A 25,179-nucleotide genomic window follows, 5' to 3' on the forward strand; every position below is an offset into this window, starting at 1 on the left:
CAGGAAAAATTATGGAACAAGAAATTCTCGCCCTGTTCGAAAAAGTGTTATCCCGTAAGGTGGGCTTTCACGATGAACTGATTGAATCCGACATTCTCGACTCCATCCTCGCAGTCGATATGGTGCTGGAAGTGCAGGACGTTTACGGCTGTATGATCCCGCCAACTGATGTGGCGACGGTGCTGAAAACCCCGGCGGACCTGGCCCGCTATATTGAAGAAAACCGCTAACCGGAAGGCTCTGGGGGCATGCTCCAGAGCCTGTTTTATTGCTGCTGTCCAGAATACCTTCAAGCCCCCTACCGCTGCCCAGTCACACTCCCGATACAAAAAGTTATCTAAAGCGCCATAATTGATAGGTACCTAACTCTTTTGTCAGGAATTCAGTATGTCGCCACGTACCGCCAGCGATCTCTATTCAGAAATGAAAAATATGTCCGTTGAAGAGCGGATCCGCTTCTTCTCCCTTTCGCTGGCGGAAATGCACCGCGAGCTGCAGGAGAGCATCAGCCAGATAGAGTCGATGAAGCAGGCGCTGGAAGAGAGTGAAGAGTATCATCGTCAGCTGGTTGAAACCGCGCAGGATGCGGTGATTACCATCGATCATGCCGGTAACGTTGTGAACTGGAACCAGGCGGCAGAGCGAATGTTCGGCTGGTCAGCGGAAGAAGCGACAGGCAACAGCCTTGGCAAGATGATCGTACCGGAAGCGTTTCGCGAGCAGCACGCACGCGGCCTGATGCGCTTCAAGGCCGGGCAACCGTCGAATATTCTCAACCGCACTATCGAGATCGCTGCGCTGCATCGCACCAAAGGCGAGTTCCCTATTGAGCTCTCGATATGGCCCCACCAGCAAGCGGGTAAGCAGATATTTTCGGCATTTATTCGCGATATTACCGATCGCAAACAGCGTGAACACATCGCGTGGCTGCATGCTAACTTTGATGCCCTGACGGGGTTACCGAACCGAAGATTACTGGTTAACCGTCTTGAGCTGGCGATCGCCCAGGCCATCGCCCACGATAAAGAAGTGGCGCTGCTGTTTATCGACCTCGACCGGTTTAAACCGGTGAACGATCTCCATGGTCATGCCGTCGGCGACGAGCTGCTGCGGCTGGTGGCATTTCGTCTGCAAAGCGTACTGCGCGAAGGTGACACGGTGGCCCGCCTCGGCGGCGATGAGTTTGTCGCCCTGCTCCCCGATTTAACGACCAATGATCCCTTACCCACCCAAACGGCGGAAAAGGTCAGCGCCGCGCTGGCACAGTCTTTTTTGATTAACGAGCAGGTGATTACCATCTCCGGCAGTATTGGTATTGCCCGCTTTCCTCATGACGCAGGTGATGCCGATACGTTGCTCAATAGCGCAGACAAGGCGATGTATACCCGCAAGCGGGTTACGCCAGGAGAACGATGATAGGGCTGGCAATGGATGCCTTTAACAGCAATGAAACCAACCGCTTTTACTATTTCTCCTACACTTTAGGAGTACTGTCGGTACGGTAAAAAGAAAAAAGCCAACTTAATTAAGGCATTACTGATTCGCTGTGCGCTCAGCCGGGGATCGTTTTGCCTTTAACAGAGGAGTCTGCGGTATGGCATTCGTAACAACGAAAGACGGCGTCAATATTTACTACAAAGACTGGGGCCCAAAAGAGGCTCAACCCATTGTTTTCCACCACGGCTGGCCGCTGAGTGCCGATGACTGGGATAACCAGATGCTCTTCTTCCTCGCGGAAGGCTATCGCGTTATCGCTATCGATCGCCGTGGTCATGGACGTTCGGACCAGGTGAGCGAAGGCCACGACATGGATCATTATGCGTCGGATGCCTCAGCCGTAGTCGAAAGCCTGGATCTGCGCAATGCCGTGCACGTCGGTCACTCCACCGGTGGCGGCCAGGTCGCCCGCTATGTTGCCCGGTATGGACAGCCGCAGGGTCGCGTCGCCAAAGCGGTGCTCGTCAGCGCCGTGCCGCCGCTGATGGTCAAAACGGACGCTAACCCAGGCGGAACGCCTATTGAGGTTTTCGACGGCTTCCGCAAAGCGCTGGCGGCTAACCGCGCCCAGTTTTACCTCGATGTCGCCAGCGGTCCTTTCTACGGCTTTAATCGGGAGGGCGCGGACGTTTCACAGGGCACGATCCAGAACTGGTGGCGTCAGGGAATGATCGGCAGCGCTAAGGCCCACTACGAGGGGATTAAGGCGTTTTCAGAGACCGACCAGACGGAAGATTTGAAAACCATCACGGTTCCCGTTCTGGTGTTGCAGGGCGACGACGATCAGGTCGTGCCGTATAAAAACGCTGCCCTGCTGCAGGACAAGCTGCTGGCGAACAGCGTACTGAAAATTTATCCGGGCTTCCCGCACGGAATGCATACCACCCATGCGGACACCATCAACGCGGACATTCTGGCCTTTATCCGCTCATAACGCCGCGTTTCTTGCCGGGTGGCGCTGCGCTTACCCGGCCTTCATTTGCACAATTCAATGTATGAACGCCACCCGAGGGTGGCGTTGTTTATGACCTTTTAGCGCTTCTGCGCTACCAGTTGGATCATGTTGAAATAAGCCCCGGCGCCCGCATCCATAATGGGCACCATCATCTCCTGGGCGATCTCGCATTGCATAAACTCATCCCACGCCTGCTGGCAGGTATCCATCTCCCGCACGGTGGTCAGAACCGAACCGGGCTCTTTTTCCCACAGCGCTTTCCACCAGGAGAGCGGATAGAAATACCACTCTGGCGTCCAGAAAGGCTTAACCACCTCCGGAAGATGCGTTTCGCTGTATTCACCGATAAACCCGGGAACGGCAACCGCAATATGTCCTCCGGGTTTCAGGAAAGGTAGCAGCGTGCCCAGCATGGCGTCATTGTTGCCAAAGTATTGATACGCATCCACGCTCACGATCAGGTCGAAGTAATCATGCGCGAACGGGATCGCTTTCGTGGCATCAACCCCTAGCGGAAAAATTTTTCCGTCCAGACCCCGTTCGCTGAAACGCGCTGCGTTTTCGCTCGGCGTAATCCACAGATCGGCGGCAAAAACCGTGGCGTCATATTTCTCGGCGAGCAGGATAGAAGAGATCCCTTTCCCGCAGCCGAGATCGAGAATGCGCATCCCTGGATCAATCTGCAATTGAGCAACCAGCTCTTCGGTAAGCCGCATGGCGTTTGGGCCCATCATGGTATCGAGCAAAAAAGTGCGGTCGTAGCTATCTGTGTAAGGTGTATTCATCACTTCTCCTTAGCGATTATCCAGCTGGGCGCGAACGTTGTTCAGCCCGGTGGTGTTGATGCGGTAAGGCTGCCCGTTCACGGATCGGATCAGCTTTTTGGTGCGGAGTTTTTTAAAGACGCTGAGCGTGCAGTCGCTCAGCACCAGCCCTTCACGGGTGTAACACTCAACGGACGTGACGCGGCCAGAACTGTCGCGGACGTGCACAATACGTCCACCTTTGGCGAGAACATGTAAGGTACGTTGTTCCTGACGGGATAAATTCATACTGGAAAACCTGTGTAATCATCATGCGTAAAAACAAGCCCACACCCGCAGGTGCGTGCGTAAGGTTTAAGCGCAGCGATAACCAGTCCGTCCTGAAAAGGGCGGGAAACTGATTATCTGATGAAAACATTCTCCAGCATCAAAGCCTCGGTGAGAGATGAAAAGGTATTTACGGGCTGAATGATAACGTCTGATTTTTACAGGGGAATAGCGGAGTTTTAAAAGTGTGAGGCGGATCGGTCAATCCAAAAGAAAACCCCAGGTTAACGAGTAACCTGGGGTTTATGTTTGGCGGAAGCGTAGAGATTCGAACTCTAGAACCCTTTCGGGTCGCCGGTTTTCAAGACCGGTGCCTTCAACCGCTCGGCCACGCTTCCTAAGTGAGGCGAACTATAAACACCTCACCGCGTGCTGTAAAGAGTGGCTGCACTCGTTCGCTGTAAAAATAGTCAAAACGTGTTTAATCGGTTGAACTGACGACACATCGACGATTTTATCAGCACAGGCTTAGTGTTTTTTGATGTACATGTCTTTCGTGAAATAGTACCCCAGCTTATCTGGCGTGAATCCACCGACCCACGGTTTCACCAGGTGCGTGCGGACGTAGTGATAAACCGGAATGGCCGGCACATCACGCCCCAGCAGATCTTCTGCCTGCTGGTAGTACTTACCCCGCTCTTCCGCCGTTTTGGCTTTTGCGGCATTCACCAGCGCCCCATCGTAGTCCGGATTGCTGTACTGGCTGGTGTTTTCGCTGTCGCCCGTGCGGAAGTTGTTCAGGAAGGTCGCCGCATCGTCGTAATCGGCAATCCACGCATAGCGCACCGCGTCAAAGTTGTGGGTGTGCATGGTGTCCAGCATGGTTTTCCACTCCTGGTTTTGCAGCTTCGCATCCACGCCGAGGTTTTTCTTCCACATGGAGCTGGCCGCAATCGCGATGCGCTGGTGCGATTCAGAGGTGTTGTAGAGCAGGTTGAAGCTCAGAGGATGGCTGGCGTTATATCCGGCCTCGTTCAGCAGCTTTTTCGCCTCCGCGATGCGCTTGTCCAGCGGCCAGCTGGCGTAGTCCGGGTTCTGTAGCTTAACGCCGCCGATATCCGGCTGGCTGATAAGCCACGCCGGGCGCTGCCCCTGCCCCAATACTTTCCCGGCAATGATGTCTTTATCCAGCGCCATGTTCAGCGCCTTGCGCACGCGCGCGTCGTTAAACGGCGGCCGGGTGGTATTGAATTCGTAGTAATAGGTCGCAAGCTGAGGTGAAACATCCAGCTGGCTGCCCAGGGTTTTCTTGAGCTGGGCAAACTGGTTAATCGGAACCGTGTACACGATATCAATTTCGCCCGCTTTATAGCGGTTCACATCCGAGGCCTCAGACGTGATGGGGAGGTAGGTGACCTTGTTAATCACGGTGTGCGCGTTATCCCAGTAGCGCGGGTTGCGCTCCGCCACGATGCGTTCGTTGACCACCCACTGCGACAGCTTGTACGCCCCGCTGCTGACGAAATGCTCCGGCTTGGTCCACTTATCGCCGAAACGCCCAATCAGCACTTTATCCACCGGCACCAGCGACGGGTGCGCCAGCATCGCGAGGAAGGCCGCGTTTGGCTGCGTGAGCGTCACTTCCAGTGTGGTGTCGTTAATTGCTTTTACGCCCAGCGTGTCGGGCGCTTTTTTCCCCTGGGCGATATCGGCCGCGTTGGCGATATGCATGTTGCCCGGATAGCTCGCATAAGGCGAAGCCGTTTTCGGATCGATCAGGCGCTGCCAGCTCCAGACCACATCCTCTGCGGTAATCGCCGTGCCGTCGCTCCAGGTGATGCCCGGACGCAAATGGAACGTCCAGACGGTGTTGTCCTTATTCTCCCATTTTTCCGCGAGTCGGGGTTGGACTTCTCCTGCCGGAGAGACGCTGACCAGTCCTTCGAATAAATCACTGATAATATTGAATTCGACATCGCTTTCGACTTTATGCGGGTCGAGCGAAGCCGGTTCACTGCCGTTATTCCTGACCAGTTCCTGCTTATCTGCCAGCGCGGTTCCTGCCGGCACGTTAGCCGCCCAGGCTGCCGTGCTGGCGCACAGGATCCCGGCGGTTAACAAAGAGAGCGTAAAGTTCGTGCGTGTTTGTGGTTTCATTTCCTTCGCCTTATTGTCTGTTTTATGACGATCCGGAAATAACTCTTAGCGTTCGAATGGTAATAACGCAATATTTTTCAGTAACCTATAAGAGCTTGATCTGGTAAATTGTCGCAAACCGCTGTTCATACTGGTGAAAGGGTCTTCTGCAGAAGAAATAACCACCTCCAGCGCTAACGTGCTGAGTAAAGATGGGTAAAACCACTTTGAGACTGGCGTGCCGTTTCCTATTCTTTCCGCTAATTACATCTGTCATAAGAGAGTGACTCATGGATCGTATAATTACTTCTTCACGCGACCGCACATCGCTACTCAGCACCCACAAGGTGCTGCGCAATACCTATTTCATGCTCAGCCTGACGCTGGCATTCTCAGCGATCACCGCAACCGCCAGCACCGTGCTGATGCTGCCGTCTCCGGGGCTGATCCTGACGCTGGTGGGTATGTATGGTCTGATGTTCCTGACCTACAAAACCGCTGACAAACCGGTCGGTATTCTTTCTGCTTTTGCCTTCACCGGCTTCCTGGGCTATATCCTGGGGCCGATGCTGAACGCGTATCTGTCTGCCGGTATGGGCGATCTTATCGGCATGGCGCTGGGCGGTACCGCGCTGGTGTTCTTCTGCTGCTCGGCCTACGTGCTGACCACCCGTAAGGACATGTCCTTCCTCGGCGGTATGCTGATGGCGGGTGTTGTGGTGGTGCTGGTGGGTATGGTGGCAAACATCTTCCTGCAGCTGCCTGCCCTGCATCTGGCGATCAGCGCCGTGTTTATTCTGATTTCTTCAGGCGCGATCCTGTTTGAAACCAGCAACATCATTCGCGGCGGTGAGACGAACTATATCCGCGCCACCGTGAGCCTGTATGTGTCGCTGTACAACATCTTCGTCAGCCTGTTGAGCATCCTGGGCTTCGCCAGCCGCGATTAAGCCGACCTGCTGAAACAATAAGGAGAATGCCGGTGGCATTCTCCTTTTTTTATGCCCTACTCACCCCGGCAAATATAGGTCGGGTATCGCCGGTCCTGAATCAGCCAAACGGAAGGCGCGAGCTCAGAGATCGTCAGGTAGTAGCGTGCGGTCGGATACGCGAAGCTACCCCACTGTTCATCCGGCGTATTGTCATTGTGCCGCCGCCAGGTTTTGGTGTAGCTCAACACAATAACCTTATCATCGTCCCGCTGCTCCCAGGTAAAGTCCACATCTCGGTCAACGATCAAATTTTGCCCGCCGGCCCTTGCCGCGCCCTTATAGGTGGTGAACCCGGTACCGTCCCGGTGAAAATAGAACTGGGCCACGGCATTGACCTTCACTTCACTGGCTTTTCCCTCATTGCGCGTAAAGTTAAATTCCGTACCGCAGGCCAGCGCATCCTTTTTACCCGCAAAGCCGGAATAGTAAAACAGCGCCAGGGCACCGCCAGCCAGCGCACCGCCCAGCCCAAAAAGGAGTTTTATTTTCATTGTTGTGCCCCGCCTTTATAACGTATGGTTTTACACAGGCTGGATTGACTGGCCGGGCAGGCGCCAATGAACACCTCATCTGCAGCGGAAAGAGAAAAACGGGCGCTGAAATAATAAATGTCGTACTCCTCACGTTCGCACGCCACGTTACTGGCCTCCAGACGCTCCGCTAATTTCGATAACACCAGCGGTCTTCCGTGATCGTTAATAATCCAGATGCTGCAACGCGCGATTTTTTCCTTAACCGGCTTGAGTTTCGCCGGAACGAAAATCCACTGCTGTCGGCTAAAATAGAGGGCTGCCCCCAGCGCAGCGACAATCAATACGGCCACAATCGCCCATATTTTCCGAGGCGCGCGTTGAGGCTTTACCTCTTGCGTTGCGGACGAGGGCTGCAGATCGGCGGATGGAATATTCTCTCCGGGCTGAAAAATCACATCGGCCTCAAAACGAAACCCGTAACGGGGCACGGTCACGATAAATTCGTGCCCCTCGCCCAGAGACTGGAAGCTTTTACGTAATTCGCTCACCGCTTTATTGAGATTATTTCCCGATGGCGTAAAGCCAAATTCCTCCCACACGCGAGCGATCAATTCTTCCCGACTCAGGTCGCGTCCTTTGTGTTTAATAAATTCCTGCAAAAGCCGTACGGCGGGTGCCGAAAGGGTTAATACAGATTCTGGTTGTCCAACAAGACTTATTGCATGTGCTTCAGGATCGAATAACAACGAATTATTGCATATAAAAAACATCTTTTATTCTCGGCTGTTACCGCATGTTTTTTTATCCCTGGTACATCGACATGAAAACCGCCTCCTGACCTGCTTGTTTTTTCATCAGAAGGAATTTTCTTTCCATCCCTGGTAGCGGTATTTTCGCTTAACTATACAACCTTAAAGCCAGAAAATCAGGATAAAAAACTGTATTTAATGAGTTAATTAATACAAATTTTCACAAACCGCTGTTCTGGTTAAAGTTTCCCTGCCCTGAAGCAATACGTAAGCAGACGGTGTACTGGTGTTAACGCGCCGCCGATGAACTCAGAGCAGGCAGACTGAATGTGAAACAGAAAAAAAGAGTGAACGTGAAAACAGCCTTTTATGTCGCCGCGCTGTCATTGCCATTTTTCTCAGAAATGACAATGGCCAATATGAGCGTGTACCCCATGGAACTTAACGTGGATAAGTCCGGTACAGCGCAAATTAAGGTGGCGTCGAAAACGGATGATATTCAGTTCATTCGGGTGAGGCAAAAGAAAATTCTTAATCCCGGCACTGCCCAGGAAAAAGAGGTTGATGTGGCCTCGTGGAAAGAAGGCGGCGTTGTTGTCACGCCCGAAAAATTTGCTCTTGCGGCAGGCGCAATGCGCGTGGTTCGCCTGGTATCGCTTACGCCACCGGAAAAAGAGACTACCTGGCGCGTCTATTTTGAAGGGGTAAAACAACCTGACAGCATTATTCCCGGCAAGGCAGAAAGCCCGGCTGCGACGGCGACATTGGGCGTCAACGTAATCTGGGGCGCCCTGATCCACCTCGCGCCGGAAAAAAGTGTGGTTTCACTCTCGATAGACCCTCGCAGGGGGACGTTAAAAAACAACGGTACGCTGCGCGTACCGCTGAGAGAGCTCGGTATTTGTGACGCTGATTCGTCGTGTAAATGGATTAAAGAAGACGCGACGATTTATCCGGACACCGAACGGACATTAAAAACGCTCACAAAGACACAAGGCCAGAAATATAAATTCCGCTACTTCAACTGGGTGAATAAAACCGCTGAAGAAGCTGATTTACCCGTCGTGCAATAACACGACGTTACCGTAAAGACCCCAAAGGGTTTGTTTAAAGAGCCAGGGTGCTCATTTGTAAATATGGAGATATCAATGCGTAAGTACTTTAAACCTCTGATGATTGTTGCCGCGATGACCACGTCCGTTAGCGCGCTGGCAATTCAAAAAGATATTACCGTCAACGCCAGCGTTGATTCACAGCTGGATATGACCCAGGCCGATAACACGCCGCTGCCGGCAAGCATCGATATGCAGTACCTGCCTGGCCGTGGCCTGGAAAGCTACCGCCTGAATACCAAGGTATGGTCTAACTCCGCCACCAGCAACGTGAAGGTCCGTCTGGTGAGCGCCGCGAAGCTGGCAAATGCTGACGGTGCTGAGACCATCCCAATGACGGTGATGCTGGGCGATAAAACCCTCTCCACCGCCGATGTTGAATATACCGGTACCGAACTGTTCCCGGGGAGCATCGAAAACGGTTCAGCGGTTCTGCCACTGACCATTTCTCAGACCACCAAAGGCATTCTGAAAACCGGTCAGTACAGCGGCGTTGTCAGCCTGATGCTGACGCAGGCGACTACCACGGAAGGCGGTGCGTAACACCACAGCACCTAAGGAATAACGTCAGAGGGTGCCCACCCTCTGACGTCAGGATGATGTCGAGGCTCGTTCATGGCGTTTCACAGAAATACTCTCCTCTTTGTTGCTTTGTTACCCGCATCCATCCAACTCGCCTGCGCCGGGATGGCCGTCCCGGCGGGTTTTGAAGATCTGGCGAAAACGCAGCGCCTGTGGACGGAGGTGAACCTCTACGGCGAATCGCTTGGTCTTTTTGAAACGGATATCACGCTTGAAACGGTCAGTTTCGTCGCACCTGAAACCTTGGTTGCGGCCATCAAACGACGGTTCAATGACGCCCCTGCACTCGTTGCCACCGTGTCTGCCACGTTGGCCGTTCCGCTTGCCCGTAACGGCAACCTGGCCTGCAGCAGCAACGGCTCCGCACCTGGCTGCGATTACATAGATACCGACCGCGCGGCCATTATCTATGACGAGAATAACGCCCGCATTAGCCTGTTTTTGGACAAGAAATATCTGCCTAAAGCCACCGCGGAAAATCAGTGGTATCAGCCCACGCAGGACACTGAAAATGCGCTGATCCATCAGCAGAACATTAATTTTGTTGCCGACAGGGATTATCAGTCGGCTACCGTACAGGGCAACGGCGCGCTGGCGCTCACGCAGGACGGCTATGTTAATCTCGACTGGACCTGGCTGGGACAGCGTTCACGGCGTCAGCAGCAGCAGGAGATAACCGTCAACAACGCCTGGTTCCGCCAGGATATCTTGCGTCAGTACTATGTCCAGCTAGGCGAGATGGATACCCGCGATCTGTTCAGTAATGCTGGCGGGAATATCAACCTCAGCCAGCTGCCGCTGGGCAAAATTCGTGGTCTGCGCACGGGTTCAACAAGAGCGTGGATGAATCCGGTTCAGCAGTCGAAGGGAACCCCTGTCACCGTGCTGCTTTCCCATGACGCGCGTATCGACGCCCGCCGTGGCAATCAGCTGCTGGCGAGCTTTTATCTGAATGCCGGTGCACAAACCCTGGACACGCGATCGTTCCCGGACGGGAGCTACACCGTGACGCTCTCCATCTATGAAAATAACCGGCTGACGCGCACCGAGCAGGTACCGTTTACCCGAACCGGCATAACGCCATTCGACCGCGTCGAGTGGTTCCTGCAGGCGGGTGAAACCGACAATAGCGATCAAAACGAAGAACGTAGCGCGGTTGCGCAGGCGGGCGTACGCCTGCCCGTCACCCCGACGCTGGCGCTGACCAGCGGTGCAACGATAAAGAAAAACCAGCGTTTCCTGGAGAACGCGATCGACTGGAGCCGGGGCTTCAACGCGGGCCCGATCGACGGCGTGCTGAGTACCCGGTTTAGCTACCTTTACGGCAGCGAAGGTCAACGCGGCAATATTCAGCAAATCAGCTACAACGACGGCTTTTCACTGAGCCTCTATCGTAACGCGCTATCAGCGGAAAACTGCAATACCCGAAGCGCGGGGTTTGACGCCGTGAACGGCTGCTATCGCACCCTCTCGGTGATGTTATCCGTCCCTGTCGGCGCCTGGTATGCGAGCCTGGGGTATTCGGATAACCGCAATGAAGGACGGTACGTTTCACGCCGTGAGCTCCCGGACAGCGACGATCGCCACGATGCGGGTTTGCCGTGGGAATCGGTCTATATGACCCGCTCGCGCACGCGGGCCTGGCAGGGAGGCCTGAGCAATACCTTTAGCACCCGAGGCCTGAACATTAACAGCAGCATTAACCTGTTCATGCGTAACGATGACTCCCGTGAAGGCAGGGACAAAGGCGGCTACCTGAGCGTGAGCCTGTCCATGGCGCATAACCGTCAGGGGGATGCGTCGAGCTATACCTCTCTGGGCGCAACATGGCAGCACCAGCAGCGTGAAAAAAATCAGCTGAGCTACAACGTGGCGCATAACTGGTACGCCGATGCACGCGGTGAAAATGAGTACGGTCTGAGCGCGTCGGGCATTAACAGCGATTCGCTCAATACTTCAGCCTATACGCGCCAGGGCGGACGATATGGCAACGGCAGCCTGACCGTCAGCGACGCCTGGGATCGTCAGGATCGTCGCCATACGCTGAGCAGCAGCGGCAACTACAGCTCGACTCTTGCGCTGTCGCGCTCTGGCCTGTGGCTGGGCCGCTGGAGCGACGGACGTCCTGCTTCCGCCGTCGCGGTTAACGTTGCCACCCCGGAAGAGACTCTGGGTCCGAGCGTCGCCGTGTCGCTGGATAACGGCGGTAGTGCAGACATTCCGGGCAATAGCCGCGCCCTCTTCGCCGTGCCGGGCTATCAGCAGTCAACGTTGACGATTAACGAATCGCTGGACGTCTCGCGAGGAGCCAGCACTGAGATTACGCAAGGTTCAGGCAGCAGAACGCTGTTTATGGTGCCGGGCAAACTGCTGCGTCGGGATGTGCAAACCACCGCAAGCTACACCTGGCTCGGCCAGTTAACCGACGAGCGTCATTCCCCGTTTATCGGCGGCGTGCCGCTGAACGTGAACGGCTGGAGCGATCTTGGCAACGGCGGGTTTAGCGCCCAAAGCGACGCCCTGCTGCATAACCTCTACCTGGTACGCCAGCAGCAGTTTTATCAGTGCGCGCTGAGCGTGAAGAGTATGCGCGACGTGGTGCGCTACGTCGGTTCCATTCCTTGCCGGGAGTTAACCTTCTCGGCCCTGCCGGATGCCGTCCAGCAGCAGGCACAGCTGATGCTGGCCGGACGAACGACCCCAGTCAGCCCGACCGCCATGAACGCCGACAACCTCGCTAAAGGGAAATGATGTGATTAAGTACCTCTTTATTTTACTGTTTTTAAGCCTGTGGACAGGCCAGACGCTGGCGGGCGCCCCTGCGGGACGAAACACCAGCGTTGGGATCAGCTTCGATCGCACGGCACCGCCCGCGCGTTTCGATATCTGGCTTCATGAATCGGGCGGCTATGACGCAGCCGACCCGCAAAAGTGGGGGCGCAATACCCTGACCTGTTTATCCCGCACCGACACCACCTACGGAGCCTGCATGACCGCCCCGGTGTGGTTCTCGGGTAACCCGGCCGCGCCCTATGCCATCAATGTACGTTTCACGCATGCCCTTACCAGCAAGACGGTGGATATCAAGGTGTATGGCGATCACTATATGTTTATCAACAATAAAGTGTTCACCTTTGCCAGCTTTGTCACGGGTGGAACGGGCGATCTTAGCGCCTGGAACAGAGAGCCCTACTTCGATTTCTATATTGTGAAAAGCGAACTGGATAAGCTCGCCCTGCCGGGGATCTGGACCGCAACCCTGAAGCAGAACCTGCGTCAGTGGGGGAGCGCCGACTGCGGTGGGAACTTCAATGACGTAAACGTCGGATGCCCTGGCTATCTCACCATCGCCACCTGGCAGGCAAATATTCGCATTGAAGTGGTCGATCCGGGTAATCAGCAGATCTATCTGCCGGCCTTTCCGCACTCAACGCCCGTCGTTAACCTCAACCTGACCAACTTCCCGGGGCGGCCCGGGGGCAGTGAGATCCAGGGTGAAAATTCGCTGGATATGTGCCTTTACGACGGCAAAAACAGTACCAGCACCCGCGCCTATCTTCGCTTTGAGGATGATGGACTTCCCTCAGTTGATCGTACCGAAGGCGCGTTTTCTATCAGGCGACGTGGCGGTAGCCAGACCGATGCGCGGGATCGTCTCGATTATCGGGTCTCCGTCACCAACCCAATAACAGGCGCAACCGAAACCGTCGCGAACGGTAAAACCCTGGTCTGGCAAGGCACAAACGATCCGCAGTATCTGCGTCAGGTCGTGCTGCCCGGCGGACGCGAGAGCGTACTGTGCATCCCTGCCCCTATTATCCTGAAAACCCCCGCGTTTGCCGCCAGCAGCAAAAACGCGGGCGACTACACCGGCACGCTGCGCGTTATCTATACGCCCAGCACGTTATAACGAGGTCACCGTGAGTTACGCCATTCTCGACAACAATCGATTTTACGCAGAAGGATTGCGCTACGCGCTGCTGCGTCGGGGCGTCCAGCCAGAGGTCATCAGCGATACAGTAAAATGGCAGCCAACCCTGCTTACCCGCCGCGTGATTGTCGTACGCTGTCGTTTTTCCGTTGCGGGTACGCATCAGGCGCTGATTAACATTTTACTCAGACTGGAAGCCGCCCGGTGGCAAGGCAGCCTTTATCTGGTCTGCAATGAAAAAGGGTGGGCGCTGGCGACGCATTTACGCAAGCGTTTCAGTACTTTAACCCTTTATATCATCGACGACAGGATCGCCGTTGCCGATGCGGCGTATCTGCTGGCCAAAGAGCCCCGCCGCGTTCGAAGCCTGGACTGCTGTCTTACCGGCCTTGAATTCAACGTGCTCGATCTGATGCTTACGGGGTTGCCGGTACGCCACATTGCCATCGTGACGCGTATGTCTGAGAAGCAGGTTTCAACCCATAAATGCAACGCGCTAAAGAAGCTCAACGCCAACAATCTGCTGCAGCTGCTCCTGTAGGTCACGGCTTATCCTGCGGCCGCTTTTTTGCTACACTGTCGCCGATTTTTTCACATACGACAGAAGATTATGTTCATTTTTGCAGGCCAGGAAATTGAGACCGATAGCGAAGGCTATCTGAAAGATACAACGCTCTGGAGCGAACCGCTGGCGGAGAAAATTGCGGAAAACGAAGGGATTACCCTCTCTCCCGAACATTGGGAAGTGGTACGTTTTGTGCGCGAGTTCTATCTTGAATTCAACACCTCTCCGGCGATCCGCATGCTGGTCAAAGCCATGGCCAATAAGTTCGGCGAAGAGAAAGGCAACAGCCGCTATCTATATCGTCTGTTCCCGAAAGGCCCGGCAAAACAAGCCACCAAAATTGCTGGCCTGCCTAAGCCGGTGAAGTGTATTTAATACCGGATCCCGAAGTTTACGTATTCGCGCCCGGGTTGATGCGGTTCCGTTAAGACCTTATCAACCCGTGCGCTGCGCGGCCCACCCGCTTTCAGCCACGCCACCAGCTTGTCGACCTGCTCCGCTTCGCCGCAGGCGACCACCTCAACGCTGCCGTCGTCCATATTTCGCGCGTATCCCGTGAGCCCAAGCTCAACCGCTTCGCGCTGGGTGCTGTAGCGGAACCCGACGCCCTGAACAACGCCGTGAACCCAGGCAATGGTGCAGACTTTTGACATTTTTCTTCTCCTTAACGTAGCGTTTTCGGCAAACAGCCATAGTGCTGCCGGAAACGGGCGGTGAAACGAGAGCTGGAAAGATACCCACATTGTAATGCGATTTCGCCAATTGGTAATCGGGTTGACTGGAGCTGTGACAAAGCAACGGCCATCCTCACCTCCTCCACGATCTGGCGAAAACTCTGCGACTCTTCACGCAAGCGTCTGCGCAGCGTCGGCACGCTTAAGGCCAGACGGCTGGCGACGTCCTGCGCGGTCCAGGCTCTGGCGGGCGACAGCATAATGAACTGCCGCACCTGCTCGGTCAGGTTACTGTTTCGCTCAATAAGCAGCGGACCTGCCACGCCATCATGCAGCAAGGCCAGCAAAAGACCGAAGGCTTGATGCTTTTGTAGCGCCTCCGGTAAATCCTGACGCACGGCGTGCAGCAGGTTGTCCCACATAAACGCCAGCCCCTCGCTCAGCGGGGCGCAGAGCGAATGCAGCGTCGTGCGAGGCCAGGATTTCAGGTAATGCGCTTTAAACTCGGCGACGATCTCCGGAGACAACATCAGCAAATCCGAGTGAAACAGCCCGTTTACAGGCTGATTGATAATCTCCATCGCCGTATTGGCAGGGATAATGATGAGCTCATCCCGTGTCGCCTCCAGGCGGTTATCATCCTGAACAATCACCTTACTGCCGTGGGTGATATGACAAATAGCCGGAAAAAAGAGTTTAACCTGGTGCAGGCGATGCATTTTGCTGGCAGTCACTTCACCCGCTGTAAGATGTTTATGTCGAAAATGGAACTCCTGCACCCTGTCATCCTTATCTGCTGTAGGTTGCCGTTAACTGAGCCTTTGCCAGAGCGTGACTATTCAGCATAAAACCGACCAGCGCGCCGCTGGCATTGTTGTCGAGGGGCAGTTTATCCACGTCCAGGGCCCAGACGGTAATCTGATAGCGGTGGGGCTTGTCCCCGGCGGGTGGACATGCGCCGCCAAATCCAGAATAGCCGAAATCATTACGCCCCTGCACAACCCCTGCGGGTAATTTTTCGCCGTTCGGGTTACCGGCATCGGCGGGCAGGGTCAGTGTATTCGCCGGAATATTGGCTACGGTCCAGTGCCACCAGCCGCTGCCGGTAGGCGCATCCGGATCATATACCGTAACGGCAAAACTTTTCGTACCGGCGGGCGGATTTTGCCATGCCAGCTGCGGAGACTGATTACCGCCGTGGCAGCCAAATCCCTCAAATATCTGCTGTTGCGCTAACCGGCGTTCACCGGAAATATCCTGGCTGGTGATGCCGAAAGGCGTTGCCGCTAAAACCTGAAAACTCATCGCCGCCAGAGCGGCTATTGCGATTACACTGCGCTTTTTCATGGGTGCTCCCTCTGCTGTACCGGAAGCCCCACTGTAAAGCCTGCTGCAATGTCGTAATGTGCCTAAGCGATTTGATTTTGTGCCGAAACGCTCAACGGCATCCGCAGATGATTGCGACTTGCTGAATGTGGTAATCTACGCGCCATTTCCTGAAATCGACAGAACAGCAAATTATGAGTGTACGTTTAGTGTTAGCCAAAGGGCGCGAAAAATCATTACTGCGCCGTCATCCCTGGGTCTTTTCCGGCGCGGTTGCCCGTATGGAAGGCAAAGCCAGCCTCGGTGAAACCATTGATATCGTTGACCATCAGGGGAAATGGTTAGCGCGAGGCGCCTACTCGCCAGCGTCCCAGATCCGCGCTCGCGTCTGGACGTTCGATAAAGATGAAACCATCGACATCGACTTCTTCGTCCGCCGCCTGCAGCAGGCGCAGCAGTGGCGCGACTGGCTGGCAAAACGCGACGGGCTGGACAGCTACCGCCTGATTGCCGGTGAGTCCGACGGTCTGCCGGGCGTGACCATCGATCGCTTCGGTAACTTCCTGGTGCTGCAGCTCCTGAGCGCCGGCGCGGAATACCAGCGCGCCGCGCTGATTAGCGCGCTGCAAACGCTGTTCCCGCAGTGCGCCATCTATGACCGCAGCGACGTTGCTGTGCGCAAAAAAGAAGGTATGGAGCTGACTCAGGGGCCCGTAACGGGCGAACTGCCACCTGCCCTGCTGCCGATTGAAGAGCACGGCATGAAGCTGCTGGTGGATATTCAGGGCGGGCACAAAACCGGTTACTACCTCGACCAGCGCGACAGCCGTCTGGCTACGCGTCAGTACGTTGCCGACAAACGCGTGCTGAACTGCTTCTCCTATACCGGCGGTTTTGCCGTTTCGGCGCTGATGGGCGGCTGTGCCCAGGTGGTGAGCGTGGACACCTCGCAGGAAGCGCTGGACGTGGCAAAACAGAACGTCGAGCTCAACAAGCTGGACTTGAGCAAAGCGGAGTTTGTACGCGATGACGTCTTCAAGCTGCTGCGTAAATATCGCGACCAGGGCGAAAAATTCGACGTCATCGTGATGGATCCACCAAAGTTTGTGGAAAACAAAAGCCAGCTGATGGGCGCTTGCCGCGGGTATAAAGATATCAACATGCTGGCTATCCAGCTGCTGAACCCGGGCGGGGTTCTGCTCACCTTCTCCTGCTCCGGCCTGATGACCACAGATTTATTTCAGAAAATCATCGCCGATGCCGCAATAGATGCTGGCCGTGATGTACAATTTATAGAGCAGTTCCGTCAGGCAGCCGATCACCCCGTGATTGCTACCTACCCGGAAGGACTGTATCTGAAAGGGTTTGCCTGTCGCGTCATGTAACTTGAAAAGAGAAATATTGCCCGCACATAACGTGTAAGTAGTGTTTCCCGGGAGGTGACTATGATTGCCAGCAAATTCGGTATCGGCCAGCAGGTCCGCCACACTTTGCTAGGGTATTTGGGTGTGGTCGTGGATATCGACCCGGAGTATTCCCTTGATGAACCGTCAGCAGACGAGCTGGCGGTGAACGCAGAGCTTCGCGCTGCACCCTGGTACCATGTGGTGATGGAAGGTGACGATGGACAGCCCGTCCACACCTATCTTGCCGAAGCGCAGCTGAGTAGCGAGCTGCAGGAAGAGCATCCGGAGCAACCCACAATGGATGAGCTTGCTCAGACTATCCGCAAACAGTTACAGGCTCCGCGCCTGCGGAACTAAGCGTGTAAAAAAAGCCCGATGAACGGGCTTTTTTTTATTACTTCGCCAGCCCCAGACGGGGGATGTCAATCGCCGGACAGCGGTCCATGACGACCTTCAACCCCGCATCCCGCGCCAGCACAGCGGCCTGCTCGTTAATCACACCCAGCTGCATCCATAGCGTTTTCGCGCCTACGGCGATAGCGTCCTGCGCCACTTCCCACGCCGCCTCGGAATTACGGAAGACATCGACCATATCAATTTTTTCCGGCACGTCAGCGAGCGTGGCGTAACCCTGCTGGCCCAGCAATGTTTTCCCCGCCACTTTTGGCGACACCGGGATGACGTGATAACCCTGATCGAGAAGGTATTTCATCACCCGATAGCTTGGACGATCGGGTTTATCGCTCGCGCCCACCAGCGCAATGGTACGCGTGGATGTCAGAATCTCGGCAATATCGTTCTCTTTCATGGTTTTTCTCCTGGCTTTTTTAAAAGTGTACGCCAAACCGCACATCTCAACCATCCATCCCATACAGATGCATGAGGGCAAAACGGCGAAATATGTCTATATGTTAGTAAACGTGATTCTCGAAAAATCCAGATACATTAATACGGCGACAGGATTTCTGACGGGAGCCTTCTATGAAAACCGGTATTGCCACTGCTCTGATTGCGTTAGTGATGCCGGTTTGCGTTTTTGCTACCACGCTCCGGCTTTCTACCGACATTGACCTTCTGGTCCTGGACGGGAAAAAGGTCTCCAGTTCGTTACTGCGGGGTGCAGACAGCATCGAGTTAGATAACGGACCGCATCAGCTGGTCTTCCGGGTAGAAAAATCGATCGGTCTGGCTAATCACGAGCAAAGAATGTATATCTCCCCGCCGCTGATCGTCAGCTTTAATACCCGGCAAATCAGTCAGGTGAACATCACCCTCCCTCGCCTTGAAACGGAGAAGGAATCCGCGGCCTTCGACGCGTCACCCCGCATTGAACTGCTGGACGGGGATGCGATGCCGATTCCGGTGAAGCTGGATATTCTGGCGCTGACGGCCTCACCGAAAGGTCCGGATTACGAGGCAGCAACCCAGACCTATAACAAAGCGGGTAAACGCGCCTCGCTTCCGCAGTTTGCCACCATGATGGCGGACGACAGTACGCTGCTATCCGGCGTCTCGGAACTGGACGTTATTCCTCCCCAGTCCCAAACCCTGACGGAACAGCGCCTAAAATTCTGGTTCCAGCAGGCCGATCCCGACACGCGAGCCCGGTTTTTACAGTGGGCAAAACAACAACCTTCATCATAAGCCACATTTTTTACGCCTTTCTCTTGCAGCGTCAGACGGTTCCCGTCATCGTGTAGTCAGTTAACCTGATGGATATGATTATGGAACTGACAACACGCACGCTGCCTGAACGCAAACACATTGCTCTGGTGGCGCACGATCACTGTAAACAAATGCTGCTTAACTGGGTTCGCCGCCATCAGTCTTCGCTGGAAAAGCACGCCCTGTCGGCGACCGGCACAACCGGTAACCTGATCCAGCGCGAAACGGGTCTGCAGGTGAATGCCATGCTGAGCGGCCCGATGGGCGGCGATCAGCAGGTCGGCGCGCAGATTTCCGAAGGGAAAATTGATGTGCTGATCTTCTTCTGGGATCCGCTGAACGCGGTTCCGCACGATCCTGATGTTAAAGCGCTGCTGCGCCTGGCGACGGTATGGAATATTCCGGTGGCGACGAACCTCTCCACGGCGGATTTCATCATCGAATCGCCGCAGTTTAACTCGCCGGTGGATATCCTTATTCCGGACTATCAGCGTTATCTTTCAGAGAGATTGAAGTAGCTTTTCTGCCGGGTGGCGGCTACGCCTTGCCCGGCCTACGAAATCTTGCCTGACATCGTTATGGTTTACGCGCTACCGGCACATCAATACTCTTCAGGATATCGACAAACACGGATGGCTCCTCTTTATTGAACAGCAGCCACACGCGATGCCGCGCGCGGGTGATGGCCACATACAGCAAACGCCGCTCTTCGGCATCCGGGAAGTCTTCCGGCACCGGCAGTAAGGCCTCTTCCATTACCGACTCGCGGGCCGGGGCAGGGAAACCGTCGCTACCCTCTTTCAGCCCCACCACAATCACATAATCGGCCTGCTGCCCTTTGCTGGCATGAATGGTCATAAATTCAAGCTGCAGTTTCGGCCAGCGGGTGGCGGCTTTTTCCAGCGCCGCGGGTTTAAGGTGATGGTAGCGCGCCAGCACCAGAATACGTTCATCGGGCTTTGCATAGCCGCTGAGCTTGTCCAGCAGCGGTTCCAGCTGGTCATCCGCCAGCAGGGTGACCGCTTTTTTATCTCCTGGGCGCAGGCTGTTGAGTGGCTTTGCCAGCTGATGCGGGTTCTGCTGGATAAAGCGGTTGGCGATCTCACCAATGCGTGAATTGAAGCGGTAGGTGGTGTCCAGATCGCTGCGGTCTCCTTCGCCAAAATAGTGGTGGAACGCGGTCGTCAGGGAGAGCTGCGCCCCGCTGAAGCGATAGATGGCCTGCCAGTCGTCCCCCACCGCAAACAGCGACGTATGTTTATTTTGCGCCCGTAGCGCCGAGAGCAGGGCAGCACGCTGCGGCGAGATGTCCTGGAACTCATCCACCAGAATATGTTTCCACGGGCTGACAAAACGTCCCTTCTCAAGAATGATGATGGCCTGATGGATCAAACCGGAGAAATCAACGGCGTTTTCCTCTTTCAGCGCAGTTTTCCAGGCTTTCAGCATTGGAGCCATCAGCTTGACCCGCTTCGAAAACAGATCGCGGATCGCCTCCGGCGCGCTTTCAATCATCTCTGCCTGCGATCCACCGTGCATTCGCATCAGGCTGACCCAGCGGTCAAGTCGCGAACCCAGCCGACGCGCCAGCTTATCGTCCTGCCAGAAGCTGCCCTCTGGCACCTCCCAGTTGAGCTCCTCCTCCAGCCACTGACGCCATCCTTTCGCCTGCGCTTTTTTCTCACTGCACTGCTGGCGCCACGTTTTGATGAACAGCGCCTGACGCGCCTGCGCGTCGTTTTCCAGCTTACTGATGGCAGGCACTTTTTTACTGCCCTGCTGAATAATATGCAGCGCAAGGGCATGGAAGGTTCTGGCCGTGATGTCCCGGGTGTGCAGACGCTCCTGGATACGTTCGTCCATCTCCTGGGCAGCCTTGCGGCCAAAGGCCAGAAGCAGAATTTGATCGGCGACCGCTTCCCCGGTCGTCAGCAGCCAGCCGGCACGCGCCACCAGCACCGACGTTTTACCGCTACCGGCCCCCGCCAGCACCAGCAGCGACTGCTCGCCGTTGACTACCGCGCGCGCCTGGGCCGGATTGAGCGGTGAAGATTCTACCGTACTGAAAAAGTCGGCGTATTGGGTGAGCATGGCGTCCGTCCACGCCTGGTTATGGGCAAGACGGCTTTTATCCTTATCGCTCAGCCAGGCCTGACACTGTCGCCAGGCGTCGCGACAATTGTCAAACTCGTCGAGACGCGTCACGGAGAGCGGCAGCGCCGAGAGTGCCTGTCGGATCTTTTCCTGCAGCCCGGCGGTCTGCTGACGGGTCAGCCACGCGTGTTGCGCGTTGCTTTGCGCGATATCGTCCAGCACCTGCTGGAGCACCTGGGCGGCAATCACGCTCATATCCTGGCTCCACTGCTGCCAGAGCGCGTTCAGGTGATGATGGAAACGCTGGGTTTCCGCCCACTCGGTGCCGTGAAGACGCACGACTTTATCGTCAGGCAGAACGAACTCCAGCTCGCCCCACACCAGCCCGCGTTTGCAGTGGATAGCCAGAAGCTGGTTAAACGGAATAAGGTATTCGTGGCGTTCCCCGGAGACTTTCACCCCGGCATTAAGGAGAACAACCCTGTCGTAAGGGTGTTGCGCCAGGCGTTTGCCTAACGACGTTGCTTTCAGTTCCATGTTCCGCCAAATCCACGAAGAGATAATTTACCTGACAGTTTAACTGCCAGTTTTAAGGTGCTCCAGCCTAAAAAAACGTTACAATCATTGGGCGTTAATTTTATCGAAAGGAAGTGAGGGTTTATGCGTACCGTTCTGAATGTGTTGAATTTTGTGCTGGGCGGTTTTGCCACCACCCTTTCCTGGCTTTTTGCCACGCTGGTGAGCATCGTCCTGATTTTCACGCTTCCCCTGACCCGTTCCTGCTGGGAAATCACAAAACTCTCCTTAATCCCCTACGGGAATGAAGCCATCCACGTTGACGAGCTGAATCCGGAGAGCAAAAACGCCCTGATGAATACGGGCGGAACCCTGCTGAACATTCTGTGGCTGATTTTCTTCGGCTGGTGGCTGTGCATCATGCATATTTTTGCCGGTATTGCGCAGTGCATCACGATTATTGGCATTCCGGTGGGGATCGCAAACTTTAAGATCGCCGCCATCGCCCTTTGGCCCGTCGGCCGCAGGGTTGTTCCGGTAGAAGTGGCCCAGGCGGCGCGTGAAGCAAACGCTCGTCGTCGTTTTCAGTAAATAAGGACCGGCCGCGTTTATGCTAAGCCCACTGCTTCGCCGTTATACCTGGAACAGCACCTGGCTATACAACGTCAGGATATTTATCGCGCTTTGCGGCACGGTTGCCCTGCCCTGGTGGCTGAATGATGTCAAGCTCACCATTCCACTCACGCTGGGGGTGGTGGCCGGGGCGCTGGCGGACCTGGACGATCGGCTGGCCGGGCGTTTACGTAACCTGGTCATTACGCTTGTCTGCTTTTTCATTGCGTCAGCGTCCGTTGAGCTGCTTTTCCCGTGGCCCTGGCTGTTTGCCCTGGGCCTTACGCTCTCAACCAGCGGGTTTATTTTGCTGGGCGGCCTCGGACAGCGCTATGCCACCATCGCTTTTGGTGCATTGCTGATCGCCATCTACACCATGCTGGGCGTTTCCCTGTACGACCAGTGGTACCAGCAGCCGGTTCTGCTGTTGCTGGGCGCCATCTGGTATAACCTGCTGACGCTAACCGGTCATCTGATCTTCCCGGTTCGCCCTCTGCAGGATAACCTTGCCCGCAGCTTTGAGCAGCTAGCCCACTATCTGGAACTGAAATCCCGGCTGTTCGACCCGGATATCGAGGAAGAAAGCCAGGCTCCGCTCTACGATCTGGCGCTGGCAAACGGCCAGCTGGTCGCCACCCTTAACCAGACAAAAGCCTCTCTGCTTACCCGTCTGCGCGGCGATCGCGGCCAGCGCGGAACCCGAAGGACCTTACACTACTATTTTGCCGCCCAGGATATTCATGAACGCGCCAGCTCTTCACACGTTCAGTATGCTGCCCTGCGCGAGAAGTTCCGCTACAGCGACGTCATGTTCCGCTTCCAGCGCCTGCTGTCCATGCAGTCCCAGGCGTGCCAGCAGCTCTCACGCTCCATTCTGCTGCGCACGCCCTATCAGCATGATCCCCGCTTTGAACGCGTATTCAGCCATCTTGATGCGGCGCTCGACCGCGTTCAGGCCAGCGGAACGTCACCGGAGCACATCAAAGCGCTGGGCTTTCTGCTGAACAACCTGCGGGCGATTGATGCTCAACTGGCGACAATTGAGTCCGAACAGGCGATGGCGCTGCCGGGCAATGAGGTGGAAAACCAGCTTGCTGATGACAGCGTGCACAGCGTTAGCGATATGTGGCTACGGCTGAGCCGCAACTTTACGCCGGAGTCGGCGCTCTTTCGCCACGCGGTGAGAATGTCGCTGGTGCTGTGCGTGGGTTATGCCTTTATTCAGATAACCGGGCTGCACCACGGCTACTGGATCCTGCTGACCAGCCTGTTCGTCTGCCAGCCGAACTATAACGCCACCCGACACCGCCTTGCGCTGCGTATTATCGGCACGCTGGTTGGCGTCGCGATCGGCCTTCCGGTGCTCTATTTCGTGCCCTCCGTTGAAGGTCAATTGATTCTGATCGTGATCACCGGCGTACTGTTCTTTGCGTTTCGCAACGTGCAGTATGCCCACGCCACCATGTTCATCACGCTGCTGGTGCTGCTCTGCTTTAACCTGCTGGGTGAAGGGTTTGAAGTCGCCCTGCCCCGCGTGATCGATACCCTGATTGGCTGCGCGATTGCCTGGGCCGCGGTCAGCTTTATCTGGCCGGACTGGCGTTTCCGCAATTTGCCACGCGTGGTAGACAGGGCGATGAACGCCAACTGTCGATATCTTGACGCTATCCTGGAGCAGTACCACCAGGGGCGCGATAACCGCCTGGCTTACCGGATAGCACGTCGCGACGCGCACAACAGTGATGCAGAACTGGCCTCCGTTGTCTCTAACATGTCTACGGAGCCTCGCGCCACGGCGGAGATCCGTGAGACCGCGTTCCGCCTGCTCTGCCTGAACCATACGTTCACCAGCTATATTTCGACGCTGGGTGCCCACCGTGAGAAACTCACCACCCCGGGTATTCTCAACCTGCTCGATGACGCCGTCTGCTATGTTGATGATGCGCTTCATCACCGTCCAGCCGATGAGCCCCGCGTTCAACAGGCACTGGATGAACTGGCTCAACGCATTGCGCATCTTGACCCAGGAAACGACAGCAAAGCGCCGCTGGTTCTTCAGCAGATAGGCCTGCTTATCGCTCTGCTGCCTGAAATTTGCCGGCTGCAACAGCAAATCGCTACCTGGAGGAGTGATTCTCCTGTGGCTCAGGCAGCGCATTAAACCACTCCGTCAGCTCCCGGCGAATACCAGCCGGGAGTGCCGCCTCATGCAGCCCTTCGATTGCCCCTTCCAGCGCAAAGAGAACTTTAATACTGAGCGCTTTGTTTTTTGCCCGCATCTTTAGCCAGCTCGCTCTGGCACCCAGCTCCCGCAGCGTTTCCTCGTTGGTAATGCCTGCTTCAAAGAGCAAGACTTCAAGCTGAAAGGTCAGGTTTGGCAGATCCTTGAGTCGGTTTCGCTGATGGCGTTGATAGCGCTCTTTTCTTGCCGCACTGAGCGCAAACGAGGAGAGCTGAAGCAACCGCTCCCTGTCCTGCCATAATCCGTCATCCACACGATAATAGTTGAGCAGCACCGGGCGGCCTCGCTTCATCAACGTCAAAAATGAAGAAGCATTCTTTACACAGTATTTCGCACTCTCCTCACAGGCGCGAAGATAAAGCTCGCCATCGGACACCATGGCAAAAACCGCATCATCCACCGCCAGGGTGTAGCCTCCAAACAGCGCGCGATGATGTATCTCGCCCAACGGGGAGAGGTATTCCTGGGATTTATAAATCCGTTCATAAGATATCTTTTTCATGATATTTCCCTTAAAAATCATAACGTAACAACGAAATTTCTTACTAGCGGATCCGTTAGCAGGAAAATAGGCAACTTATCGCCGTTGAGCAAGATGATTTTACGAGGGGCATCAAGATT

27 protein-coding genes and 1 tRNA gene are annotated in these 25,179 nt (G+C 55.4%); 16 read left to right on the forward strand and 12 right to left on the reverse strand.

All coding sequences use genetic code 11. The features are described 5' to 3' along the window. Window positions 1–11: 11 nt before the first annotated feature. The 3 genes from NQ230_RS15490 (at window position 12) to NQ230_RS15500 (ending at window position 2,431) form a co-directional block, all read left to right on the forward strand. Complete coding sequence (locus NQ230_RS15490; RefSeq protein WP_008499867.1) at window positions 12–230, forward strand: acyl carrier protein; 219 nt, start codon at window positions 12–14, stop codon at window positions 228–230. A gap of 157 nt (window positions 231–387) precedes the next feature. Next, entirely contained in the window at window positions 388–1,416 is a 1,029-nt protein-coding gene (locus NQ230_RS15495) for a diguanylate cyclase domain-containing protein (RefSeq protein ID WP_213821819.1), read from the forward strand. Between the two features lie 178 nt (window positions 1,417–1,594). After that, window positions 1,595–2,431, forward strand: a complete 837-nt coding sequence (locus tag NQ230_RS15500; RefSeq protein WP_063439613.1) for an alpha/beta fold hydrolase — start codon at window positions 1,595–1,597, stop codon at window positions 2,429–2,431. 98 nt (window positions 2,432–2,529) lie between these two features. On the opposite strand, the gene NQ230_RS15505 is transcribed toward NQ230_RS15500, so the two are convergent. From NQ230_RS15505 to NQ230_RS15520, 4 genes are all read right to left on the reverse strand, one after another. Next, window positions 2,530–3,237 carry an SAM-dependent methyltransferase gene (locus tag NQ230_RS15505; RefSeq protein ID WP_219324125.1) on the reverse strand — a complete coding sequence of 236 codons (708 nt, stop codon included), beginning with the start codon at window positions 3,235–3,237 and terminating at the stop codon, window positions 2,530–2,532. A 9-nt stretch (window positions 3,238–3,246) separates the two neighbouring features. Beyond that, the gene (locus tag NQ230_RS15510; RefSeq protein WP_021240841.1) at window positions 3,247–3,504 is read right to left on the reverse strand and encodes a YjhX family toxin; all 258 of its coding nucleotides are present in this window, start codon (window positions 3,502–3,504) and stop codon (window positions 3,247–3,249) included. A gap of 289 nt (window positions 3,505–3,793) precedes the next feature. Beyond that, a tRNA-Ser gene (locus NQ230_RS15515) sits at window positions 3,794–3,881 on the reverse strand. A gap of 130 nt (window positions 3,882–4,011) precedes the next feature. Next, window positions 4,012–5,640, reverse strand: a complete 1,629-nt coding sequence (locus tag NQ230_RS15520; protein ID WP_121425774.1) for an ABC transporter substrate-binding protein — start codon at window positions 5,638–5,640, stop codon at window positions 4,012–4,014. Between the two features lie 269 nt (window positions 5,641–5,909). On the opposite strand from NQ230_RS15520, the gene yccA reads away from it, so the two are divergent. After that, a complete protein-coding gene (gene yccA / locus NQ230_RS15525) occupies window positions 5,910–6,569 on the forward strand; it encodes an FtsH protease modulator YccA (protein WP_023335168.1) in 660 nt (219 codons plus the stop codon). A 56-nt stretch (window positions 6,570–6,625) separates the two neighbouring features. Here the strand turns inward: yccA and NQ230_RS15530 are convergent, their stop codons facing one another. After that, entirely contained in the window at window positions 6,626–7,102 is a 477-nt protein-coding gene (locus tag NQ230_RS15530; protein WP_063439610.1) for a hypothetical protein, read from the reverse strand. Then, window positions 7,099–7,854, reverse strand: a complete 756-nt coding sequence (locus tag NQ230_RS15535) for a winged helix-turn-helix domain-containing protein (RefSeq protein WP_121425772.1) — start codon at window positions 7,852–7,854, stop codon at window positions 7,099–7,101. Before NQ230_RS15535 ends, NQ230_RS15530 begins: the two co-directional genes overlap by 4 nt. 308 nt (window positions 7,855–8,162) lie before the next feature. Between NQ230_RS15535 and NQ230_RS15540 the strand changes: the two genes are divergently transcribed. From NQ230_RS15540 to tusE, 6 genes are all read left to right on the forward strand, one after another. Then, entirely contained in the window at window positions 8,163–8,906 is a 744-nt protein-coding gene (locus tag NQ230_RS15540; protein ID WP_183078937.1) for a fimbrial protein, read from the forward strand. A 75-nt stretch (window positions 8,907–8,981) separates the two neighbouring features. Beyond that, the gene (locus NQ230_RS15545; protein WP_047648150.1) at window positions 8,982–9,488 is read left to right on the forward strand and encodes a CS1 type fimbrial major subunit; all 507 of its coding nucleotides are present in this window, start codon (window positions 8,982–8,984) and stop codon (window positions 9,486–9,488) included. A gap of 72 nt (window positions 9,489–9,560) precedes the next feature. Further along, window positions 9,561–12,278 (forward strand): TcfC E-set like domain-containing protein, encoded by a 2,718-nt coding sequence (locus NQ230_RS15550; protein WP_257258121.1) that lies wholly within the window; start codon window positions 9,561–9,563, stop codon window positions 12,276–12,278. Between the two features lies 1 nt (window position 12,279). Continuing rightward, window positions 12,280–13,437, forward strand: a complete 1,158-nt coding sequence (locus NQ230_RS15555; protein WP_193940091.1) for a CblD like pilus biogenesis initiator family protein — start codon at window positions 12,280–12,282, stop codon at window positions 13,435–13,437. 10 nt (window positions 13,438–13,447) lie between these two features. Beyond that, window positions 13,448–13,999, forward strand: coding sequence for a LuxR C-terminal-related transcriptional regulator (locus NQ230_RS15560; protein WP_121425768.1), 552 nt, complete (start codon window positions 13,448–13,450; stop codon window positions 13,997–13,999). A gap of 69 nt (window positions 14,000–14,068) precedes the next feature. After that, window positions 14,069–14,398, forward strand: coding sequence for a sulfurtransferase TusE (tusE, locus tag NQ230_RS15565; protein ID WP_008499913.1), 330 nt, complete (start codon window positions 14,069–14,071; stop codon window positions 14,396–14,398). On the opposite strand, the gene yccX is transcribed toward tusE, so the two are convergent. From yccX to NQ230_RS15580, 3 genes are read right to left on the reverse strand one after another with little or no spacing between them, the layout of a single operon-like run. Further along, window positions 14,395–14,676 carry an acylphosphatase gene (gene yccX, locus NQ230_RS15570; protein ID WP_029739909.1) on the reverse strand — a complete coding sequence of 94 codons (282 nt, stop codon included), beginning with the start codon at window positions 14,674–14,676 and terminating at the stop codon, window positions 14,395–14,397. The two genes, tusE and yccX, sit on opposite strands and share 4 nt — an antisense overlap. 11 nt (window positions 14,677–14,687) lie before the next feature. Continuing rightward, window positions 14,688–15,476, reverse strand: a complete 789-nt coding sequence (locus NQ230_RS15575) for an AraC family transcriptional regulator (RefSeq protein WP_238459738.1) — start codon at window positions 15,474–15,476, stop codon at window positions 14,688–14,690. Between the two features lie 10 nt (window positions 15,477–15,486). Further along, the gene (locus NQ230_RS15580) at window positions 15,487–16,044 is read right to left on the reverse strand and encodes a kinase inhibitor (RefSeq protein ID WP_121425766.1); all 558 of its coding nucleotides are present in this window, start codon (window positions 16,042–16,044) and stop codon (window positions 15,487–15,489) included. A 173-nt stretch (window positions 16,045–16,217) separates the two neighbouring features. Between NQ230_RS15580 and rlmI the strand changes: the two genes are divergently transcribed. Then, window positions 16,218–17,408 carry a 23S rRNA (cytosine(1962)-C(5))-methyltransferase RlmI gene (rlmI, locus tag NQ230_RS15585; RefSeq protein WP_061715623.1) on the forward strand — a complete coding sequence of 397 codons (1,191 nt, stop codon included), beginning with the start codon at window positions 16,218–16,220 and terminating at the stop codon, window positions 17,406–17,408. Between the two features lie 60 nt (window positions 17,409–17,468). Beyond that, window positions 17,469–17,786, forward strand: a complete 318-nt coding sequence (gene hspQ / locus NQ230_RS15590) for a heat shock protein HspQ (RefSeq protein ID WP_008499919.1) — start codon at window positions 17,469–17,471, stop codon at window positions 17,784–17,786. A gap of 37 nt (window positions 17,787–17,823) precedes the next feature. Here the strand turns inward: hspQ and NQ230_RS15595 are convergent, their stop codons facing one another. Further along, the gene (locus tag NQ230_RS15595; RefSeq protein ID WP_028012609.1) at window positions 17,824–18,237 is read right to left on the reverse strand and encodes a CoA-binding protein; all 414 of its coding nucleotides are present in this window, start codon (window positions 18,235–18,237) and stop codon (window positions 17,824–17,826) included. A gap of 173 nt (window positions 18,238–18,410) precedes the next feature. On the opposite strand from NQ230_RS15595, the gene csgI reads away from it, so the two are divergent. Together csgI and mgsA are read left to right on the forward strand one after the other, a co-directional pair. Further along, on the forward strand, window positions 18,411–19,073 hold the full coding sequence (csgI, locus tag NQ230_RS15600) for a curli synthesis inhibitor (protein WP_121425765.1): 663 nt from the start codon (window positions 18,411–18,413) through the stop codon (window positions 19,071–19,073). 80 nt (window positions 19,074–19,153) lie between these two features. After that, window positions 19,154–19,612: a methylglyoxal synthase gene (mgsA, locus tag NQ230_RS15605; RefSeq protein WP_048991031.1), complete on the forward strand. Its 459-nt coding sequence runs from the start codon at window positions 19,154–19,156 to the stop codon at window positions 19,610–19,612. 58 nt (window positions 19,613–19,670) lie between these two features. On the opposite strand, the gene helD is transcribed toward mgsA, so the two are convergent. Next, on the reverse strand, window positions 19,671–21,725 hold the full coding sequence (helD, locus tag NQ230_RS15610) for a DNA helicase IV (protein ID WP_121425764.1): 2,055 nt from the start codon (window positions 21,723–21,725) through the stop codon (window positions 19,671–19,673). Between the two features lie 123 nt (window positions 21,726–21,848). Between helD and NQ230_RS15615 the strand changes: the two genes are divergently transcribed. Continuing rightward, window positions 21,849–22,295: a YccF domain-containing protein gene (locus NQ230_RS15615; RefSeq protein ID WP_023311032.1), complete on the forward strand. Its 447-nt coding sequence runs from the start codon at window positions 21,849–21,851 to the stop codon at window positions 22,293–22,295. 19 nt (window positions 22,296–22,314) lie between these two features. Further along, a complete protein-coding gene (yccS, locus tag NQ230_RS15620; protein WP_257258122.1) occupies window positions 22,315–24,477 on the forward strand; it encodes a YccS family putative transporter in 2,163 nt (720 codons plus the stop codon). On the opposite strand, the gene NQ230_RS15625 is transcribed toward yccS, so the two are convergent. After that, window positions 24,434–25,060 (reverse strand): TfoX/Sxy family DNA transformation protein, encoded by a 627-nt coding sequence (locus NQ230_RS15625; RefSeq protein WP_121425763.1) that lies wholly within the window; start codon window positions 25,058–25,060, stop codon window positions 24,434–24,436. The genes yccS and NQ230_RS15625 overlap by 44 nt on opposite strands. Between the last annotated feature and the right edge of the window lie 119 nt (window positions 25,061–25,179).

It is taken from the genome of Enterobacter asburiae (assembly GCF_024599655.1).
Taxonomy (GTDB): domain Bacteria; phylum Pseudomonadota; class Gammaproteobacteria; order Enterobacterales; family Enterobacteriaceae; genus Enterobacter; species Enterobacter asburiae_D.